At 71.0% G+C, this 19,043-nt stretch carries 17 protein-coding genes; 8 read left to right on the forward strand and 9 right to left on the reverse strand.

Annotated features, from left to right (window positions below; translation table 11 throughout):
- Nucleotides 1-11 precede the first annotated feature (11 nt).
- The 7 genes from AC1DX8_RS04270 to AC1DX8_RS04300 all read right to left on the reverse strand — a co-directional run bounded on the left by AC1DX8_RS04270 (nt 12) and on the right by AC1DX8_RS04300 (nt 8,970).
- Nucleotides 12-1,862 (reverse strand): glycoside hydrolase family 3 protein, encoded by a 1,851-nt coding sequence (locus AC1DX8_RS04270; protein WP_477628666.1) that lies wholly within the window; start codon nt 1,860-1,862, stop codon nt 12-14.
- A 100-nt stretch (nt 1,863-1,962) separates the two neighbouring features.
- The gene (locus AC1DX8_RS04275) at nt 1,963-3,618 is read right to left on the reverse strand and encodes a glucoamylase family protein (protein ID WP_477628667.1); all 1,656 of its coding nucleotides are present in this window, start codon (nt 3,616-3,618) and stop codon (nt 1,963-1,965) included.
- A gap of 101 nt (nt 3,619-3,719) precedes the next feature.
- Nucleotides 3,720-4,547 carry a carbohydrate ABC transporter permease gene (locus AC1DX8_RS04280; protein ID WP_477628668.1) on the reverse strand — a complete coding sequence of 276 codons (828 nt, stop codon included), beginning with the start codon at nt 4,545-4,547 and terminating at the stop codon, nt 3,720-3,722.
- A 7-nt stretch (nt 4,548-4,554) separates the two neighbouring features.
- A complete protein-coding gene (locus AC1DX8_RS04285; protein WP_477628669.1) occupies nt 4,555-5,511 on the reverse strand; it encodes a carbohydrate ABC transporter permease in 957 nt (318 codons plus the stop codon).
- A 2-nt stretch (nt 5,512-5,513) separates the two neighbouring features.
- Complete coding sequence (locus AC1DX8_RS04290) at nt 5,514-6,785, reverse strand: sugar ABC transporter substrate-binding protein (protein ID WP_477628670.1); 1,272 nt, start codon at nt 6,783-6,785, stop codon at nt 5,514-5,516.
- Between the two features lie 81 nt (nt 6,786-6,866).
- The gene (locus tag AC1DX8_RS04295; RefSeq protein WP_477628671.1) at nt 6,867-7,892 is read right to left on the reverse strand and encodes a LacI family DNA-binding transcriptional regulator; all 1,026 of its coding nucleotides are present in this window, start codon (nt 7,890-7,892) and stop codon (nt 6,867-6,869) included.
- A gap of 136 nt (nt 7,893-8,028) precedes the next feature.
- Nucleotides 8,029-8,970, reverse strand: a complete 942-nt coding sequence (locus tag AC1DX8_RS04300) for a sugar-binding transcriptional regulator (RefSeq protein ID WP_477628672.1) — start codon at nt 8,968-8,970, stop codon at nt 8,029-8,031.
- A gap of 132 nt (nt 8,971-9,102) precedes the next feature.
- On the opposite strand from AC1DX8_RS04300, the gene AC1DX8_RS04305 reads away from it, so the two are divergent.
- Entirely contained in the window at nt 9,103-10,521 is a 1,419-nt protein-coding gene (locus AC1DX8_RS04305) for an FGGY family carbohydrate kinase (protein WP_477628673.1), read from the forward strand.
- Between the two features lie 137 nt (nt 10,522-10,658).
- On the opposite strand, the gene AC1DX8_RS04310 is transcribed toward AC1DX8_RS04305, so the two are convergent.
- Nucleotides 10,659-11,861: an MFS transporter gene (locus AC1DX8_RS04310; RefSeq protein ID WP_477628674.1), complete on the reverse strand. Its 1,203-nt coding sequence runs from the start codon at nt 11,859-11,861 to the stop codon at nt 10,659-10,661.
- Nucleotides 11,862-12,000: 139 nt separating this feature from the next.
- Between AC1DX8_RS04310 and AC1DX8_RS04315 the strand changes: the two genes are divergently transcribed.
- Together AC1DX8_RS04315 and AC1DX8_RS04320 are read left to right on the forward strand one after the other, a co-directional pair.
- Nucleotides 12,001-12,456, forward strand: a complete 456-nt coding sequence (locus tag AC1DX8_RS04315; protein WP_477628675.1) for a MarR family winged helix-turn-helix transcriptional regulator — start codon at nt 12,001-12,003, stop codon at nt 12,454-12,456.
- 38 nt (nt 12,457-12,494) lie between these two features.
- A complete protein-coding gene (locus AC1DX8_RS04320) occupies nt 12,495-12,983 on the forward strand; it encodes a cupin domain-containing protein (protein WP_477628676.1) in 489 nt (162 codons plus the stop codon).
- Here AC1DX8_RS04320 and AC1DX8_RS04325 read toward each other — a convergent pair.
- Entirely contained in the window at nt 12,968-14,527 is a 1,560-nt protein-coding gene (locus tag AC1DX8_RS04325; RefSeq protein ID WP_477628677.1) for a PucR family transcriptional regulator, read from the reverse strand. The genes AC1DX8_RS04320 and AC1DX8_RS04325 overlap by 16 nt on opposite strands.
- A gap of 102 nt (nt 14,528-14,629) precedes the next feature.
- On the opposite strand from AC1DX8_RS04325, the gene AC1DX8_RS04330 reads away from it, so the two are divergent.
- The 5 genes from AC1DX8_RS04330 to AC1DX8_RS04350 form a co-directional block, all read left to right on the forward strand.
- Complete coding sequence (locus AC1DX8_RS04330; protein ID WP_477628678.1) at nt 14,630-15,898, forward strand: NAD(P)/FAD-dependent oxidoreductase; 1,269 nt, start codon at nt 14,630-14,632, stop codon at nt 15,896-15,898.
- Between the two features lie 150 nt (nt 15,899-16,048).
- A complete protein-coding gene (locus AC1DX8_RS04335; RefSeq protein ID WP_477628679.1) occupies nt 16,049-16,348 on the forward strand; it encodes a metal-sensitive transcriptional regulator in 300 nt (99 codons plus the stop codon).
- A gap of 53 nt (nt 16,349-16,401) precedes the next feature.
- Nucleotides 16,402-16,620: a heavy-metal-associated domain-containing protein gene (locus AC1DX8_RS04340; protein ID WP_477628680.1), complete on the forward strand. Its 219-nt coding sequence runs from the start codon at nt 16,402-16,404 to the stop codon at nt 16,618-16,620.
- On the forward strand, nt 16,617-17,567 hold the full coding sequence (locus tag AC1DX8_RS04345; RefSeq protein ID WP_477628681.1) for a hypothetical protein: 951 nt from the start codon (nt 16,617-16,619) through the stop codon (nt 17,565-17,567). Before AC1DX8_RS04340 ends, AC1DX8_RS04345 begins: the two co-directional genes overlap by 4 nt.
- Nucleotides 17,564-19,043 (forward strand): heavy metal translocating P-type ATPase (locus AC1DX8_RS04350; RefSeq protein WP_477628682.1); only part of this gene is annotated, 1,480 nt, incomplete at its 3' end. The genes AC1DX8_RS04345 and AC1DX8_RS04350, both read left to right, overlap by 4 nt.

Raw genomic sequence — 19,043 nt, forward strand, 5'->3', positions numbered from 1 at the left:
GGGTGCGACGGTCAAACGGTAGGGATGACCGACAGACCGTGTCCGAAGGCGAACAGCGGGTCGTCGTAGCCCGGGACGTCCTCGCCGTGTCGGCGCACCTGTTCCATCGAGCGGGGCAGGTCGAAGGGCAGCCGACCCTCCGGCGGGATCACCCCGGTCAGCGCGTCCACCAGGGCCGCGTCGTTGGTGCCGTAGCTGCCCACCAACGCGCTGGTCAGGGGCAGGAGCGGGGTCACCACCGCCGGCCGGTCCAGGACGACGTCGACCACGAGCGGGCACTGCGCCGCGATCCGGGCGAGCCGGGCGACCAGACCCGGCGGGTAGTCGAGGGAGCCCTGGTGGAACCACGACTCGAGGAAGAGGTCGGACCGGGGTTCGAAGGGGGCCGGGAGGCGCACCAGGGCGACCTCCGCGTCCTCGGGTCGCTCCACGGCCACCCCCAGGGCCGCGACGGCCTCGGGTGAGACGTTCTCCGCGTAGACCCGAAGGCCCTTCGGCAGCGGGAGCGTCGGCGCCCCGTCGCGCGAGCCGTTGGCGAGGACGGTCACGGACCTCGCCTGCGCGGCATACCCGGCCTCGCGGAAGTCCTTGCGCCCCACGGTCTCTGCGGCCGCGTCCTCGTCGACGAAGGGGTCGTCGAACAGTCCGAGGCGGAACTTCACGGCGAGCAACCGACGGGCCGACTCGTCGATCCGGGCCTCGGTCACGCGACCCTGGGCGACGAGGTCGAGCAGCAGCTCCACACACTCCTCGCCCCCGAACTGGTCGGAGCCGGCCTCGATGATGAGCTCCATCCGCGCGGCGGGATCGAGGTGCTCGACGCCCCACGCCCGCGCCGGGAGCACCTGGTCGCCGACGTGGTTGTCGTTGACCAGCTCCCAGTCCGTGACCACGACACCGTCGTAGCCGAGGGTGCCGCGCAGCAGGCCGGTGACGATCTGCTTGTTGTAGCCGAAACCGACCTCCTCGATCTGCTCGCCATCGATCTCCAGCGCGATCGGCATCCCGTAGTAGGGCATGATCGCCGCGGTCCCGGCGGCGATGATCGGCGGGAAGGGCTTCAGGTGGTCGGCGAACCGGCCACCGGGGTAGACCTGCTCGCGGCCATAGGGGAAGTGCGCGTCCTCGCCGTCCTTCTGCGGGCCGCCGCCGGGGAAGTGCTTGCTCGTGCAGGCGACGCTGCCCGGGCCGAGCGAGTCCTGCTGGAAGCCCTTCAGGTACGCCACGGCGAGCTCGGTGACGAGGCCTGGGTCCTGACCGAAGGTGCCCGACTGGCGGGCCCACCTCGGTTCGGTGGCGAGGTCGAGGGTGGGGTGCAGGGCTGCGCGGATGCCGACCGCGCAGTACTCCTGTCGCGCGATGTCACCGAACTCCCGGACCAGCTCGGGGTCACGCAGGGCAGCGAGGCCGAGCGCCTCGGGCCACTGCGAGAACGCCTTCGCCGCGAACGAGGTGCCGGCGTTCTCGATGAACGCGTGCCTCGGGTCGGTCGAGATCGTGACGGGTATGCCGTGCGGCGACTGCTCGGCGATCGCCTGGAGGGCGTTGTGCCACCGCGCGGCCATGCGGGCGTCGTCGAGGGCGTGCACGTTGAAGTGGGTGAGGTGCTTGCGCAGCACGACGTCGGACGTGCCCGACTTGCTGATGGCCCCGGGCGCCTCCTTCACCGTGCCGTCCGCGCCCGCCTCGATGACGGTGTGGAACATGAGCCCGACCTTCTCCTCGAGGGAGAGCCGTGACAGCAGGTCCTCGACCCGCTTCTCGACGGGAAGGCGTGGGTCCTCGAACGGGTCCATGCGGTCGTTCCCGTTGAGGTCGCGGTACTCAACGCCCTCCGGGCTGGTCTTCCTGACCGGGTGCATGGGGTCCTTTCACTCTGTTGTAGGGGGCCGGGCGTCAGTCCGGCATCGCGCGCCCCGGGCCATCAGGGGCGTGCCCGGGGCACGCGATGGGACCGGGGGCTCAGGCGATTCCTGCTCCGAACTCTTCCATACCGATGACCGGCCGCAGTGCCCGCTCAACCTCTGCGGTGCTGAACGCACGGCGAATCACGTTGTCTGACAGCACGTTTCCGATGGCACCCATGACCATCGCCTGGTCGAGCGAGAGGTACCGCCGGGCGATGGTGCCGGACCGGACGGCCACGGCGTCGAAGAAGCCGCCCGTGCCGTAGGCCTTCAGCTCGTCCTGGATCCCGGCGAGGTTGGTGAAGGCCTGGTCGGGCTCGTGCATCATCGCGAGGAACGCGGCGTGCGGGGTGACGACACCGTCGCGGTAGGTCGGGTTGGGGTTGGTGCCGGCCCGGCAGTCGCCGAAACCGCCGTCGTAGTTCGTGCCCGCGAAGCTCGGGTCGGTGGTGTCGATGTCTGACAGGTAGCCGGTCGGGTTGAGGCCCAGCTGGTCGACCCCGAACTCGCGGTAGCCACCCATCGGGTTGCTCGAGGGTGAGAAGCCCCAGTAGCCGTACCCGGCCTCGACCATCCCGTGCTCACGCTGCGCACGGACGTGCAGCGGGTGGTTCAGGCCCCACGAGCGGGGGGCCCAGCTCGACTCCGGCACGAACACGTCGGGCATGAGCTCCTCGAACATGCTGCCGCCCCAGCCGGGCACGACGTGCATGCCGCGGTAGGTGTACGCCCCCTCGTAGACGTCGATGCCGAGGTAGGTGCGGTTCTCCCCCACCGGCTGCATCTCCGGCCACGACCAGTCGCAGGTCGCCGGGAAGGTGCGCCACATGGCGAAGTAGTGCTTGGCCGGCACCTGACCCGTCAGGATCCCCAGGTAGCTGGTGATGCGCGTCTCCGACACTGTCGTGTCGTAGTGGTGGTTGGTGTACCAGACGTCGGGCCCGATGCCGATGTGGTTTCCCGTGTAGCCCGAGAACCCGGGCGGCGGGGGCGCGTCGTAGAAGCCGCCGTGCATGAGCCCACCCGGGCGCACGCCGGGATGGGTGGTGTCGGCGTCGTAGAACATGTCCCACCGCATCCGGCTGAACAGGCGCTTCGCCAAGGGCGCGCTGCCCTTGTCGGCCGACATCACGACCTTGAGGGCCGCACCGAGCCAGCCGTTGTCGACGCTGGACAGGAACGGGTAGACGCGGTTGCCGTCGGTGGGCCAGGTGGTGATGACGTCACCGGTGGCCTCGTCGTACCAGTTGTAGAACATGCCGCTCGGGTTGTGGTGCTTCAGGCGCAGCAGGGTGTTCAGGGTCTGGGTGAGGCGCTTGGTGCACTCGCCCTTGGAGATGATGCCGAGCTCGCGCGCCACCACGGTGGACCACAGGTAGCCACCGATGTTGGTGGGTGAGGTGTAGCCGGACCGGTCAGCGGCGCCCAGCGACTCGGTGATGTTGTCGGCCGGCAGGCCGGTCTTCGGGTCGGTCATGGCCACGAGGCTGCGCCACGTGTCGACGGCCCAGCCGTGCACGCGGGTGGACTGGGCGGCCGCTGTCGTGCCCGATGCGAGGTATGCCGGGGCGGCGGCTGCCGTGGCGGGTGCGGCTGACGGGGTGGCGGCCGAGGCGCGCCCGGCGGTGAGGCCGGTGGCCGCCACTGCCGTCGCGCCGACGAGCAGCTGGCGCCGCGTTGCGGAGGGGAGGACGAGCTGGGAGGTGGCCATGGGTGAGGCTCCAATCGGGTTGGTTTCCCTTGCTGTTACTCAGGGCACGGGCTGCCTGGGGCGCAGAGGACCCGGGTACCGGCGGCCCGGCGGTAGTGCTACTACTTGATCCCGGTCGTGGCGATTCCTTCGATGACCCGACGCTGGAAGATCAGGAAGATCGCCAGCACGGGGACCACGACGACGGTCGCCCCGGCGAGGAGCAGGCCGTACTGGGTGGAGTTCTGCCCGGTGGAGTAGAGCGCGAGCGCCACGGGCAGGGTGTAGGTCTTCTCCTGCTGGGCGACGACGAGCGGCCACAGGAAGTTGTTCCAGCTGCCGAGGAAGGTCAGGATCCCCAGGGTCGCCAGCGCAGGTCCCGCGAGCGGGAGGAAGATCTGCCGGAAGATGCGCAGCTCACCCGCGCCGTCCACCCGGCCTGCGTCGAGCAGGTCCTTCGGGAGGCCGAGGAAGAACTGCCGCATCAGGAAGACACCGAACGGCGCAGCGAGGAACGGCAGGATCAGGCCGGGCAGGGTGTCGATCAGGCCGATGTTGGCCACGAGGACGAACAACGGCACGAAGGTCACGACCCCCGGGATCATCAGGGTGCCCATGACGACGGCGAAGAGGGGCTTCTTGCCCTTGAAGTCGAGCATCGCCAGCGCGTAGCCGAGCATCGAGCAGAACAACAGGTTGCCCGCAGTGACACAGACGGCCACGACCGTGGAGTTGAAGAAGTACTGCTTGAAGTTCAGCCGCGAGAACAGCTGGGTGTAGTTGTCCAGGGTGGCCGTCTCCGGCCACCAGGTCGGCGGGCTCTGCAGCAGCTCGCCCTGGGTCTTGAAGCTGCCCATGATCATCCACACGAAGGGGGTGATGACGACGACGAGCAGGATGGTCAGGACCGCGTAGAGGATCCACCGGCCCCGGGAGCTCATTCCACTCATGAGGACCTCACGTGTTGTCACGCAGCAGGCGGAACTGGATGGCAGCCACGATCGCGATGACGACGAAGATGATGTAGCTCATCGAGGCCGCGTAGCCGTAGTTGCCGAAGCCGAACTGCTTGTAGGTGTACATGGACATCGAGATGGTGCTGTTGAGCGGGCCACCGTTGGTCATGACGAACGGCTCCTCGAAGAACTGGAGGTACCCGATCGAGGTGGTGACCGACACGAACAGCAGCGTCGGTCGCAGCATCGGCAGGGTGATGTGGCGGAACCGCTGCCACGCTCCGGCGCCGTCGATCGCGGCGGCCTCGTGCAGCACCCACGGCACCCCCTGGAGCCCGGCCAGGAAGATGATCATGGCGGTGCCGAAGTTGCGCCACGCGGCCATGAGGATCAGCCCGGGCATCGACCAGTGCGGGTCGCCGAGCCAGTTCGGACCGGTGATCCCCACCCAGCCGAGCACGGTGTTGATGAGCCCGAACTCGTCCTGGAGCAGGAACCGCCAGACGACGGCCACTGCCACGATCGAGGTGATCACCGGCAGGTAGAAGCCGAGCCGGTACGCCGACCGGAACCGGGTGATCCCCCGGTCCAGCGCCACCGCTGCTGCGAGCGCGATGCCCAGGGTGAGGGGCATCCCGATCACGACGAAGTAGGCCGTGTTGAGGGCCGCCTTGCGGAAGACGGGGTCGGAGAACGCTTTCGCGAAGTTGTCGAAGCCCACGATGTTGACCGAGAACGGGCTGCGCAGGTCGCGTGACTTGGTGTCGGTGAGGCTCATGAAGAGCGACTGGACCACCGGCCACGCGGTGAAGACGAGGAAGAGCAGGCAGAAGGGCAATGCCAGCAGCCATGCTGCCGGCCCCTGCCGGATGGCTCGCCTCGCGGCGCCACCCCCGCGGGGGGACGGGCGGGTCTCGCCCGTCTCCCCACGGGAGGTCACCTCGGTGGTGGTGGCCATGACTACTGGCCGGTGCCGATCGAGTCAGCCTGCTGCTGCACGGCCTTCAGTGCCGCAGCCGGGTCGGCGCCCTGCTTGGTGACCTTCTCCATCTCGGTGTCGAAGCTCGCGACGACCTGCTCCCACGTGGGGAAGCTCGGGGGTGCCTGGGCGGTCTCGAGCTGCTTGCCGAAGACGGCGAGCTTCTTGTCAGCCGTGAGAGACGGGTCCTGCCAGGCCGACTTGACGGCGGGGAGGTCGGTCGAGGCCTGGTACCACTTGACCTGGGTCTTCGGGTCACTCAGCCACTGGATGAACTTCCACGCGGTGTCGCGCTGCTTCGACTTCTTGAACACGACCAGGTCGGAGCCGCCGACGAAGGACGACGACTTGGTCTTGGCCGGGATCGGCATGACGTCGTACTGGTCCTTCGTGACCCCGACCTTCTCGACCGCGGACATCATCCACGGGCCAGAGACGAACATCGGCACGCGACCGCTCTTGAAGTCGGGCTCGGTCGTCGGAGTGGCGGGCGCGGCCTTGTCGGAGATGCCCTCGGTGAAGTAGCTCTGGTAGTACTTCACGGCTTCCAGCACCTGCGGGCTGTCGAAGTTGTAGGCCTTGCCGCCGTCCTTCTCGAGGTTGGCGTCGTTCGACCAGCCGAAGGGCATGATCGACTGCCACGAGCCGGTGCCGCCGGCCTGGAAGCCCATGCCGTACTTGGCGCCGGCCTTGGTCTGCATCGCCTTGGCCATCGACTTGAGGCCTTCCCAGTCAGTGGGGGGCGTGGTGATGCCGGCCTTCTTGGCCAGGTCGGTGCGGTAGTAGACGAGACGGGTCTCGACGTACCACGGCACACCGAAGGACGTGCCGTTGACCTCGGTGGTCTTCTGGGCGCCGTCGAAGAAGACGGACTTGTCGATCGACGGGGGCGTGGGGTCGAGCGCGTCCTGGCCGGCGAAGCCGCCCATCCAGGTCGTGCCCACCATGGCCGCGTCCGGCGTGGTGCCGGCCGTGATCGCCGTGGTGAACTTCTGGTATGCCGCGTCCCACGGGATGGCGGTCACGTTCACCTTGGCACCGGGGTTGGCTGCCTCGAACTCCTTGGCCAGCGCCGGGAGCTTCTCGCCCTCGGCGCCCATGGCCCACACCGTGATGGTGCCGGTGGCCTTGCCGGAGCTGACGTCCTTGCCTGTCTCACCTGCTGTCGAGCCGTTGTCGTTGCGACCGCAGGCGGTCAGGGTGAGCGCTGCGGCGGTCAACGTCGCGACCGCTATGGCGGGGGTGCGTCTCATCGGGTGTTCTCTCTTTCCTCGGGGGCGGGGGTGACGGGATCAGGTCTGGGGTGGGCGGGGTCGGGAACGGGCGGGCGCTGGTCAGCGTGGTGGGGCCGGCGCGCAGCCACACGACGACCGGATCACCAGGTGCGTCGGGATCACCTGCGGACCGTCGTCGACGCTGACCCCGGTCACGCGTCGGTGGAGTCGCTCGGCCGCCAGCGCACCGAGCTCGCGAACGGGCTGGCGCACGGTGGTCAGGGCGGGCTCGACGTACCGAGCGGTCATCACGTCGTCCCAGCCGACGACGGCGACGTCGCCGGGGACGCTCGTGCCGCCTTCGCGGAGCCGCTTCATCACAGCGAGGGCGAGCTCGTCGTTGGCGCAGACGAGCGCGTCGGTGGTGAGGTCGCCGGACAGGATCCGGTCGGCGAGGGCGGTGCCGTCGGCCTCGCGCAGGGCGATCCGCACCGGCTCGGCCGGCGCGAGCCCGGCCGCCGCGTGGGCGGCGACGAAGCCGGCATACCGGTCGCGGACGTCAGGACCGGAGTCGGGGTCACCCACGAACCGGACGGTGGTGCGGCCGTGCCCGAGCACGTGGCTGGTGATCTCCTCGGCGCTGTGGGTGTTCTCCGAGGTGACCGTGTCGACGTCGGCACGCGGGTCGCCCGCGATCAGCACCACCGGCTTGGAGCCGTGCAGCGCCGTCACCGTGCTCTCGGGGATCGCCGATGAGCCCAGCATGGCGAGGCCGTCGACGCGGGTGGCGAGCTTGCGCACCGCCTTGGGGAGGTCGTCCTTGCCCTCCGCGAGCATCAGGACGACGCTCTGGCCGAGCTCGGCGGCGCGGGACTCGAAGCCCATCAGGAGCTCGGAGTAGTAGGGACCGGACAGCTCCGGCAGCACGAGCCCGTGGGCCTCGTGGTGGCGGACGGCCAGGCTCCGGGCTGCGGCGAGGGGCACGTACTTGAGCTCTTCTGCGGCGTCGAGGACCCGTTGACGGGTCTTCTCGGAGACGGCCGTGGAACCCTGCAGGACGCGGGAGACGGAGGCGATCGAGACACCAGCACGCTCGGCGACGGAGTAGATCGTCGCCCCGCTCGAGTGCGTCGCACCGGTCGCCACTGGTCTGCCCCTTTCGTCGTTGAAAGCGCTTACATCTGTCACGACCATGCCATGGGTCGGCGACGGGGCGCAAGGGGAAGGGGTCGGACGAGGGACCCTTCGAGGGCCCTGGGAGGTGCTGTCGGAGCCGGTCGGGTCAGCCCGCGAGCAGCACGTCGGCGAGGGTCGCGTCGATCACGAGGCCCTGCACCAGGCCGCCCTCGAGGGCAGCGCGCACGGCCCCTGACTTGGAGGCCCCGGAGACCACCGCGATGACCTCGGCGACGCGCTTGAGGTCGTCAGGGTCCATCGTGATGAGACGGGCAGCGACCTTGGGGCGCAAGGGCTTTCCGTCTGCGTCGAAGAAGATGCCGGCCAGCTCGCCGACGACGCCGTGGGCCGCGAGGTCGCGCTGTTCGACCTCGTCGAGCAGGTCGTGGATGGTCGACTCCCCCGGCTGCCAGGACCCGATGCCGACGACGGCCTTGGTCACCGCCGAGGCCCGCGTCAGGCTGTCCAGGACCGCCGGCTGGCGACGCAACGCGTCGGCGCTCGTTTTGCTGTCCATGACGAACGGTGCATAGAAGACAAATGCCTTTCCGCCGGACACGCGAGCCGCCCGTCGGACGATGTCCACCGCACTGCTGTCGAGGTCGGGGAGGGCGATCGCGCCGGTCAGCTGGACGACGTCGACCCGGGGCAGACCGGTGAGCGCCCCGACCATCGCGTGGACGTTGCGCGACCAGGGCAGGCCGAGCACGTCACCGTCGACCAGCACCTCCGACAGCAGCTCGGCGGCCGCCCGGCCGAGCTGGTGTCGCACGGTGCCCGGGTCGGCGTCTGCGGTGTCGACGACGACGGCGTGCGCCAGCCCGAAGCGCTCCTGGAGCCGCGCCGACAGGTCGACGTCGAGCGAGCCCTGGCGCACGATCTCGATGCGCACCAGCCCCCGCTCCCGGGCGGCCTCCAGCATGCGGGCCACCTTGAACCGGCTGATCCCCAGCTCTTGGGCGATCTCGACCTTCGACTGGTTCTGCAGGTAGTGGCGGCGCGCGACCGCCGCGAGCATCACGAGACCGGCGGGTCCGTCGTCGTCCACGTGCCCATCCTTCCCGTTGACGGGTCCGGGGTGCGCCGACATACTCGGGCGGACTCGTTTGGGCATCATGGCGCTCAGGTGAGCGACCGTCAACCGGTCACGAGCGCGACCAGAACCGTCCCGGAGGCCTCCATGCCCGATGCCCGTCGCACCCTCGTCGCGGGGGTCGACTCCTCCACCCAGTCGACCAAGGTGGTGGTCTGCGACGCCTCAACCGGCGAGATCGTGCGCTCGGGCCGGGCGCCGCACCCCGACGGCACGTCGGTGCACCCCGACCGCTGGTGGGAGGCGTTCTCCATCGCCACCGCGGACGGACTGCTCGACGACGTGGACGCGATCGCGGTCGGGGGGCAGCAGCACGGCATGTGCACCCTCGACGAGGCAGGCGAGGTCGTGCGAGATGCCCTGCTGTGGAACGACACCCGCTCCGCCCAGGCGGCCCGCGACCTCACCGACGAGCTCGGCGGCCCGCAGGAGTGGGTGCGGCGCACCGGTTCCGCGCTGGTGCCCAGCTTCACGGTGACCAAGGTGCGCTGGCTGGCGCAGCACGAGCCGGAGAACGCCGCCCGGGTGCACGACGTGGTCCTCCCCCACGACTGGCTCACGGCGCAGATCCTCAAGCAGGGCAATGGTTTCGAGCGCTATACCACCGACCGGGGAGACGCCTCTGGCACGGGCTACTTCTCCAGCACCGACAACGCCTACCTCCCCGACCTGCAGCAGCTCGCGCTCGGCCGGGTGTTCGGCGTGCCCGACGTGCTGGCGCCCCACGAGGTGGCAGGACGCACCGCAGCAGGCATGGTCGTCGGCCCCGGCACCGGCGACAACGCCGGCGCTGCGCTCGGGCTCGGACTGCGGCCCGGAGACGTCGTCGTGTCGCTCGGCACGAGCGGTGCGGTCTTCGCGGACGCCGACCGCCCGGTGGCCGACCCCAACGGGCTCATCGCGTCGTTCGCGAGCGCGTCCGGAGGTCACCTGCCGCTGATGGCGACCCTCAACGCCGCCCGGGTGCTCACCGCGGCGGCCCAGCTCCTCGGCACCGACCTGGCCGGTCTGGACCGGCTCGCGCTGGCTGCGGCCCCCGGGGCGGGAGGGCTCACGCTGCTGCCCTACCTCGACGGCGAACGCAGTCCGAACCTCCCCGACGCGACGGGCACGCTCGGGGGCCTCACCCGGTCGAACGCCACCCCCGAGAACCTCGCCCGCGCCGCCGTGGAGGGCATGCTGGCCAACCTCGTCGCAGGAGTCTCCGACGTGCGCCGTCTCGGCCTCCCGGTCGAGCGGGTCGTGCTGATCGGTGGCGCCGCCGCGTCCGCCGCCGTCCGGGCCGTCGCGCCGGGGCTGTTCGGTGTGCCCGTCGCGATCCCCGAGCCGGGCGAGTACGTCGGGCTCGGGGCGGCCCGCCAGGCGGCCTGGGTGCTGGCTGGGGACGAGCGGCCTCCGGTGTGGGACGTGCGCTACGAGGCCACTCTCGACCCGCCCGCCGACGACACGGGCTCGGCCGTGCTCGAGCGGTATGCCGCGCTGCTCGGCACCGTCCACCCCTCCTGACGCCGTCGCGCTCCCTCCCCCCGCCCCCACAAGCAACCTTTGCTAGCAAGGCTTGCTCGTTGGTGGACACGTTGCAACCTGTCCGTCAACGAGTTTCCCTTGCTAGCAAAGGTTCCTTCACGGGGGGCTGCACAGGCTCAGGCAGCGGCGGTGACAGGGGGGCGGGCGTCGGCTCCGGTCGCCGGGCGGGGGCTCGAGCGACGAGCGAGGCGTTCCGCGACGACCAGCACCACCAGCGCGCCGAGGCTGAGCGCAGCGCCGTCCCAGATGGTCGAGGCGTAGCCGAGACCCGCCGTGATGGTGAGGCCGCCGAGCCACGCGCCGGCGGCGTTGCCGACGTTGAACGCCGCGATGTTGGCGCCGCTGGCCAGGGTCGGCGCCGAGCCGGCATACGTCATGATCCGCATCTGCAGCCCCGGCACGGTGGCGAACCCGAAAGCGCCCATCAAGACCAGCCCCGCCACCGCCAGCACCGGCGACGAGGCGGTCAGGGCGAAGACACCCATCACGACGGTCAGCGCCGCAAGGACGACGGTGAGGGTGACGGGCACCGAACGGTCGGCAGCGCGACCCCCGGCCCAGTTGCCCGCGAAGAGGCCCAGTCCGAAGAGCACGAGCAGCCACGGCACGGTCGACGCGGCGAAGCCGGAGACCTCGGTGAGGGTGTAGGCGATGTAGGTGAAGGCGCCGAACATCCCGCCGAACCCGAGCACCGTCACGAGCAGCGACAGCCACACCTGGCCCGAGCGGAACGCCCCGAGCTCCCCTCGCAGGCCTGCGTCGTCGGCCGCGACCGGCTGCGAGGGCACCAGGGTCGCCATGCCCACGAGGGCGAGGACCCCGATCACGGTGATCGCCCAGAAGGTGGCGCGCCAGCCGAGCTGCTGGCCGAGGAGGGTGCCGAAGGGGACCCCGAGCACGTTGGCCGTGGTCAGGCCGGCGAACATCATCGCGATGGCGCCGGCCTTCTTCTCCGGGGCCACGAGGTCGGCCGCGACGACCGAGCCGATGCCGAAGAACGCGCCGTGGGTCAGGGCCGCGAGGATACGTCCGAGGAGCATCACCTGGTAGGTCGGTGCGATCGCGCAGACCAGGTTTCCGGCGATGAAGAGGACCATCAGGGCAGTGAGGACGTGCTTGCGGTTGAACCGGGTCACCGCCGCCGTCAGCCCGACCGCCCCGACGGCCACGCTCAGGGCGTAGCCGGAGATCAACCAGCCTGCGGCGGCCTCGTCGACGGCGAAGTCCGCGGCCACCTCGGGGAGCAGCCCCGCGACTACGAACTCGGTGAGGCCGATGCCGAAGCCCCCGATGGCGAGGGCGAGAAGTCCGAGGGGCATGGGGTGCCTTTCGTCTGTGGTGGTGCCGGGCGCGGCGCCCGACGTTTCCCGAGCCGGTATGCCGCGTGTGCAACAACCAGCGCCTGCAGCAAGTTAGTTGCAGGCGCGGCTTATTGCAAATGCGGGTTATGATGGGGCCATGGGAATCGCTGACGACGCCGTCGAGATCCGCGCCCAGGGCTGGCGGACCCTCGCCGCACTCCACGGGCTGATCGAGTCGTCCTTGGAGCGCGAGCTCACGAGCGCCCACGACCTCTCCGTGGTCGAGTTCACCGTCCTCGACGCCCTCTCCCGGCAGGACGGGTGGCACATGCGGATGTCACAGCTGGCCCGCGCGGCGGCGCTGTCGAACAGCGCGACGACCAGGCTCGTCAACCGCCTCGAGGACCGCAAGCTCATCCGGCGGATCCTCTGCGCCGACGACCGTCGGGGGATCTACACCGAGCTCACCCGCTCAGGGGTCAAGCTCCTCGAGGCGGCCCGGCCCACCCACGACCGAGTGCTCGAGGACACCATCCGCGAGGCGGAGCAGACCCCCGAGCTGGCCCCGCTCGTCGACGCCCTGCACCGGCTCCCCGCCGGCGTCGCGGTCTGAGCCTGCTGCCCCTCGCCTTCCGGGGCAGGATGGGCCCCATGAGCTATCCACCGCCCCTCTACGACGGCACCACGGGCGAGGTCAGCGCGACCATCCGCCTGTGCGACGCGGAGCCGGATGTCATCTACCCCAACGGAAACCGGGTGCACTACCTGTCGACCGGCGAGTCCACCGGACGACTCTTCGGGCTCTACCGCTGGGAGTTCGCCGGTCCCCGGTCAGGTCCTGACGCGCACTTCCACAAGACCCTCGCCGAGTCCTTCTACGTGCTCACCGGCGAGGTCACCATCTTCGACGGCCACCGGTGGAACACCACCCGTCCCGGTGACTACGTGCACGTGCCTCCGGGTGGCCTGCACGGCTTTCGCAACGAGTCGGGCCCGGCGTCCATGCTGCTCCACTTCGCGCCCGGCGCGCCCCGCGAGGGCTACTTCGAGGGACTGGCCCGGGCCGCCGCAGGCGAGACGATGACCGACCAGGAGCGCGACGAGTTCATGCGCTACCACGACAACTACTGGGTCGACTGATACTGGGCGGATTGGGCGGACTGAGCGGCCGCTGCGATCTGGAGGCGGACCGCGAGCCGCACGGTCGCGTCGTCGAGGTCGAGACCGGCGAGGTCGGCGATGCGGGCCATCCGGTAACGCATCGTGTTGGGGTGCACGTGGATCGAGTGCGCGGCGCTGGTCGGCGCCCCCGGGTGGTCGAGCCACGCGGCCAGCGTCCGCAGGTAGTCGCTGTGGTGCTCGGCATCATGGGCCCGCAACACCTCGAGCGGCCCGAGCGGGTCGCCGACCAGGGTGCCCGCCGCCCGGGCGATCGTGACCTCGGCCCAGACCTCCTCGTGCGTGACCGACTCGGCGGACCCCGTGGAGCCACCCACGCCGACGACCCGGTCCGTCTCCTGCGCCTCACCGCGCGACCGCTCCAGCTCCGCCGGTCCGTATGCCGTGCGGCCGGCGCGCCCGGACAGCGCCAGCGACTCGTCGCGCGCCCGGGCGACGACCGACTTCAGCCAGCCCCACGTGCCCGGTGACTCTTCCTCGGTGTCGCGCACCACGGCATACGCGCGCCCGTCGAGGTCGGCGAGCAGGGGCTGGTTCCAGGCGTGCCGCCGGCACACCGACTCCCAGACGTCGAGCAGCCGCCCCGGGTCACCCTCGCCGCCCAGGGCCACCACGCGCCACGGGCCGGCGGGGAGCCAGTCGGCGGCGCCGGTGGTGTTGCCGGAGAGCACGCCGCGCAGCCGGTCGGCGGCGACTCGGCGCGACAGGTCGGCCTGGGCACGCAGGCGGAGGAGGTGCAGCGCCACCACCGACGAGGTCTGCACCAGCTCGGCCACGAGGGGGGCCGGTGGACGCTCTTCGACGACCGCCCAGATCGAGCCCAGCCACTCGCCCCCGGCCCGCACCGGGATGACCAGGCGCGCCATGGTGCCGCGCGCCGCGGGCACGAAGACCGGCTCGGCGGAGCGCGCGAGGCGGCGGAAGACCCCCTGGGCGCGGAACGTCGCGAGCACCTCGTCGGGCACCCGTCGGCCGACGATGGTCGAGACCCGGGCGGGGTCGGTGAGGTCCTGGCGCGACGAGTAGGCGAGCACCCGCGACTGGGCGTCCTCGATGGTCACGGGGGCGTCGACCAGTGCCGCCGCCGCGTCAGCGAGCGCGAACAGGTCGTCCTGCACGGGCGCGTCGTCCCGCCGTCCGGGACCGACGGCGGCCCGGTCGATCACGCCTCGGAGCAGCCACACGAGGTGGGCCCACGACGCCTGCTCGGCGAGCTCGACCAGGGCGATCCCGCTGCGCCGTGCCCGGTCGCGGACGGTGCGTCGCCGCGCGATGCCTCGCCGGAGCACGACACCCCCGGCGCCCGCGTCGGCTGCCCGCCGCACGAGGTCGGCCGCCGACTCTGCCGACTCGACACCGACGCCCAGGACGAGGTCACCGGGTTGCCCCACAATCCCCTGGCCCGGCTCGGCGATGGTGAGGTCGTCGACCTCCGCGCCCGGGTGCGGCACCCCCAGGGTCAGCAGCCCCCCGAGGGTGGCGACGAGGTCGGTGACGGCGAGCACCTGCTCAGGGTCCTCCTGCTTGTGCCGTCGGCACAAGTCACGGGGTGGAATTCATGCCGGTGGCCCAAGGCGGCGTACCGGCTGGACTGTCAGGCTCGACGCATGGCTCCCATCACCGCAGCAGGTCTCCCCGTCCCCCAGCGCGTCGCCGTCGTCGGCGCCGGCATGGTCGGTCTGTCCACCGCCTGGTTCCTCCAGGAGCACGGGGTGGAGGTGACCGTCCTCGACCGCGAGGGTGTCGCCGCCGGGTCGTCGTGGGGCAACGCGGGCTGGCTCACCCCCGGCATCGCGACGCCGCTGCCCGAGCCGGCGGTCCTGAAGTACGGCCTGCGCGCGGTGCTGTCGCCGAGCTCGCCGGTCTACGTGCCTCCGAGCGCCGACCCCAAGTTCCTCAAGTTCGTCACCGGGTTCACGAGGAACTCGACGATGAAGCAGTGGAAGAAGGCCATGGGCTCGCTCGTGCCGGTCAACGACCTGTCGCTCGAGAGCTTCGACCTGCTGCGTGACGGCGGCGTGCAGGCCGAGACCCGTGAGGCGAAGTCGTTCCTCGCGTCCTACCGCACCGAAGCCGAGCGCGTGACCCTGCTCGAGGAGATCGAGCACATCCACGCCGCTGGCCAGGACATCGAGTTCGAGGCGCTGTCCGGCGACCAGGCCCGCGCCATCGAGCCGAGCCTGTCCGACGAGATCGGCGCGGCGATCCTGCTCAAGGGCCAGCGGTTCATCGACCCCGGCACCTACGTGCACGCCCTCGCCGACTCCGTGCGGGCCCGCGGCGGCAAGATCATGGACGCCGCCACCGTCGCCGACATCCGCGACACGGGCGCCGGCGTGGTCGTCACCACCGCCGAGGGCTCGGTCGAGGAGTTCGACGCCGCCGCCCTCGCGACCGGTGCCTGGCTCGGCAAGCTGGCTCGTCAGTTCGGCGTGAAGAACGTCGTCCAGGCTGGTCGCGGCTACTCCTTCTCGGTCGCGATCGACCACGTGCCCAACGGCCCGGTCTACTTCCCGGCCCAGCGGGTCGCCTGCACGCCGATCGGTGACCGCCTGCGGGTCGCCGGGATGATGGAGTTCCGCAAGCCCGAGGCCGCGCTCGACCAGCGCCGCATCCAGGCCATCGCCGAGGCCGCCCGCCCGCTGCTGCGCGGCGCCGACCTCGACGACCGCCAGGACGAGTGGGTGGGTTCGCGCCCCTGCACCGTCGACGGCCTGCCGCTCATCGGTGCCACGAAGTCGCCGCGCGTCTTCGCTGCCGGCGGTCACGGCATGTGGGGTATCACCCTCGGGCCGGTCACCGGTCGCCTCCTCGCCGAGACGATGGTCACCGGCAAGCAGGTCGAGCAGCTCACGCCGTTCAACCCCGTGCGCTGACCTCTCGCGCCACCCGCGCAAAACGGGGGTTGCCCGACGAAACGGCCGCTATAGGCCCCGTTTCGTCGAGCAACCCCCGTTTTGCGGTGGTGGCGGCGACCGCGCGCGGGTCGGGGTTGACTGAATACCATAGGGGGGTATGGTGTACTCATGAGCGACATCGAGACCCACCCCGGCTACCACGGCCAGAAGGACAGCCACCTCAAGCGGCTGCGTCGGGTCGAGGGGCAGATCCGCGGGCTGCAGCGGATGGTCGAGGAGGACAAGTACTGCATCGACATCCTCACCCAGGTGTCGGCCGCGACCAAGGCGTTGCAGTCCTTCTCGCTGGAGCTGCTGGAGGAGCACCTCGAGCACTGCGTCGTCGACGCCGCACGCCGTGGCGGCCCCGAGGCCCAGGACAAGGTCCGCGAGGCCTCCGACGCCATTGCCCGGCTCGTCCGGTCCTGACACCCGATCCCGCATTCCGCCAACCGCTGACCCACCACCACGAGGAGCACCCCATGAGCACCCAGACCTTCGACGTCGTCGGCATGACCTGCGGCCACTGCGCCAGCGCTGTCACCGAGGAGCTCAAGGCCCTCGGTGGGGTCAGCGACGTGCAGGTCGCGCTCGTTGCCGGCGGCACGTCTGCCGTCACGGTCGAGGCCTCCCGCGAGCTCAGCCCTGCTGAGGTCGCCGCGGCCCTCGACGAGGCGGGCAACTACAGCCTGGCGCCGTGAACGCCGTCACCCGGGTGGCCGCCTTCGGCGCCGGGGTCGCCGTGGCGTTCGGGGCCGCCTTCGGTGTCGGTCGCGCTGCCGACCTCGGTATGCCGGGGGGCGACCACGCCGCCGACGGCACCACCATGGCCCCGGCTGGCGCCCACGGCCACAGTGGTACCGAGACGACCACGCCCGCAGGACAGGATCACGGCACCGGCGGCCATGGCGACGAGACCGCCACAGCACTCCCGGCCGGGCTCAGCGCCACGGACCAGGGTTACCGGCTCGTCCCGGGCACGACGACGGTCGCACCCTCGACCTCGGCCCGGGTGACGTTCCGGATCATGGGACCGGACGGACACCCCGTCACCGGCTTCACCACCGCGCACGAGAAGAAGCTGCACCTCATCGTCGTGCGCCGCGACCTGTCCGGCTTCCAGCACGTGCACCCGACGATGGCGAGCGACGGCACCTGGTCGATCAACCTCGACCTGAGCAGGCCGGGACAGTGGCGGCTCTTCGCCGACTTCGACCCCGACGGCGACACCGCTGGCCTCGTGCTCGGCACCGACCTCGCCGTCCCCGGTGACTACGTGCCGGTAGCCCTCCCCCCGACCGACCCGACCACGTCGGTCGACGGGTTCTCCCTCCGCACCGTGGGCGCCCTCTCCCCGGCCAACGCCCAGCCGGTGGCGTTCACGATCGCGCGCACCGCTGGTGGTGCGGTCGGCCTGCAGCCCTACCTCGGCGCCGGCGGCCACCTCGTGGTCCTGCGCGAGGGCGACCTGGCCTACGCCCACGCCCACCCCCTCACCCCCGCCAGCGCCCTCGCGGGGGGCGCTGCCGGCCTGGCGTTCCAGGTGGAGACGCCCGGACCGGGGCGCTACCGCATGTTCCTCGACTTCAAGGCCGGGGACGTCGTCCACACCGCCGCGCTCACCGCCGAAGCCGGGAGCATGCCATGACCGACACGCCACAGCTGGGCCCGGTCGTCACCGCCCCCGAGACACCCGCCGGGTCGGTCGAGCTCGTCATCGGTGGCATGACGTGTGCCTCGTGCGCGACGCGGATCGAGAAGAAGCTCAACAAGATCGAAGGCGTGACGGCCACCGTCAACTACGCCACCGAGAAGGCGAAGGTGACCTACCCCGCCACGGTCTCGACCGAGGAGCTGCTCCAGACCGTCGAGCGCACGGGTTACACCGCAACGCTCCCCGTCCTCGACCGCACCGAGGCCGCGACGGCCGACGAGGGCGACCCCACCGCGCTGCTTCGCCACCGGCTGCTGGTCTCGGTCGCACTGGCGGTTCCCGTGGTCGTGCTCGCGATGGTGCCGGCCTGGCAGTTCCGCTACTGGCAGTGGGCCTCCCTCGTCCTCGCGGCCCCCGTGGTGGTGTGGGGTGGCTGGCAGTTCCACCGTGCCGCGTGGACCAACCTGCGGCACGGGCAGACGACCATGGACACCCTCGTCTCGGTCGGCACCCTCGCGGCGTTCGGCTGGTCGCTCTACGCACTGTTCCTCGGCACGGCGGGCGAGCCCGGGATGACGCACCCCTTCCGGTTCACCCTCGAGCGCACCGACGGAGCCGGCAACATCTACCTCGAGGCGGCCGCCGGCGTCACCGCCTTCCTCCTGGCCGGGCGCTACGCCGAGGCCCGGGCCAAGCGCACGTCGGGAGCCGCCCTACGGGCCCTCCTCGAGCTCGGTGCCAAGGACGTCGCGGTGCTGCGGGGCGAGGGCGACGACGCCCGCGAGGAGCGGATCCCGGTGGAGCAGCTCGCCGTCGGCATGCGGTTCGTCGTCCGACCCGGAGAGAAGATCGCCACCGACGGCACCGTGGAGCACGGCTCGTCGGCAGTCGACGCGTCGATGGTGACCGGTGAGTCGGTGCCCGTCGAGGTGGGGCCCGGCGACGCCGTCATCGGCGCCACCGTGAACGCCGGGGGCCGGCTGGTGGTGCGGGCCACGCGGGTCGGGGCCGACACCCAGCTGGCCCAGATGGCCACGCTCGTCGAGGACGCCCAGAACGGCAAGGCGCAGGTCCAGCGGCTCGCCGACCGCGTGTCCGGGGTCTTCGTGCCCGTGGTCATCGTGCTGGCGGCGGCCACCCTCGGCTTCTGGGTGGGCACTGGCGCCGGCTGGACGGCGGCCTTCACCGCTGCCGTGGCCGTGCTGATCATCGCCTGCCCGTGCGCCCTCGGCCTGGCCACGCCCACCGCCCTCATGGTCGGCACCGGGCGCGGGGCCCAGCTCGGCCTGCTCATCCGCGGGCCCGAGGTGCTGGAGTCCACCCGCCGGGTCGACACCGTCGTGCTCGACAAGACCGGCACCGTGACGACCGGCCGGATGTCGCTGGTCGAGGTCGTGCCCGGYAGCGGCCAGGATGCCGCTGAGGTGCTGCGCCTCGCCGGCGCCGTGGAGGACGCCTCCGAACACCCGG

This window comes from Pedococcus sp. P2_A3, from assembly GCF_056405035.1.